This window comes from Photobacterium sp. SP02 (genome assembly GCF_038519165.1).
GTDB classification, from domain to species: Bacteria; Pseudomonadota; Gammaproteobacteria; order Enterobacterales; family Vibrionaceae; genus Photobacterium; species Photobacterium halotolerans.
Genome location: NZ_JASJOJ010000155.1, coordinates 1 through 698, shown reverse-complemented (window position 1 = coordinate 698; position 698 = coordinate 1). Strand labels below are relative to the sequence as shown.

General features: G+C 51.0%; 4 tRNA genes. All 4 read left to right on the top strand.

The features are described from left to right. Nucleotides 1-4: 4 nt before the first annotated feature. The 4 genes from P0Y67_RS22745 to P0Y67_RS22730 all read left to right on the top strand — a co-directional run bounded on the left by P0Y67_RS22745 (nucleotide 5) and on the right by P0Y67_RS22730 (nucleotide 698). Nucleotides 5-80: transfer RNA gene (locus tag P0Y67_RS22745), tRNA-Phe, on the top strand. Between the two features lie 148 nt (nucleotides 81-228). Further along, nucleotides 229-304, top strand: a tRNA-Asn gene (locus P0Y67_RS22740). A gap of 139 nt (nucleotides 305-443) precedes the next feature. After that, a tRNA-Phe gene (locus tag P0Y67_RS22735) sits at nucleotides 444-519 on the top strand. A 107-nt stretch (nucleotides 520-626) separates the two neighbouring features. After that, nucleotides 627-698 (top strand) — tRNA-Asn (locus P0Y67_RS22730).

The window sequence follows — 698 nt, the reverse complement described above, 5'->3', positions numbered from 1 at the left end:
CCCTGCCTCGATAGCTCAGTCGGTAGAGCAGAGGATTGAAAATCCTCGTGTCGGTGGTTCGATTCCGCCTCGAGGCACCATTTTTAAAAATTATGGTGCTACTAAGCAGTAACGATATCTGTTTGTCGCGATGCGACAACGTGTCGGTCCCTGGCCGGGCGCGGTAGATTCCGCCTCGAGGCACCATATTTTTTATGGTGTTTTGTTGACACTATAAAGCAAGACAATTCCCCCTTAGTTCAGTCGGTAGAACGGCGGACTGTTAATCCGTATGTCGCTGGTTCAAGTCCAGCAGGGGGAGCCACTTAAATACATTGCTTAACTGCAGTGTATGTCCTCCAAACTGGTAAGCACTAAGTGCTCAATGTCGCTGGCCTGGCCGGCCGCGTTAAGTCCAGCAGGGGGAGCCAAATTGCAAAGCGAAGATTGATCATCTTTGTTCTGCCTCGATAGCTCAGTCGGTAGAGCAGAGGATTGAAAATCCTCGTGTCGGTGGTTCGATTCCGCCTCGAGGCACCATATTAAAAAGTGCTTGGGAAATGCCTGTAAGATTATGTTTTCGCTTTGCGAAAATGTGTCGGTCCCTAGCCGGGCGCGGTAGATTCCGCCTCGAGGCACCATACAATTCCCCCTTAGTTCAGTCGGTAGAACGGCGGACTGTTAATCCGTATGTCGCTGGTTCAAGTCCAGCAGGGGGA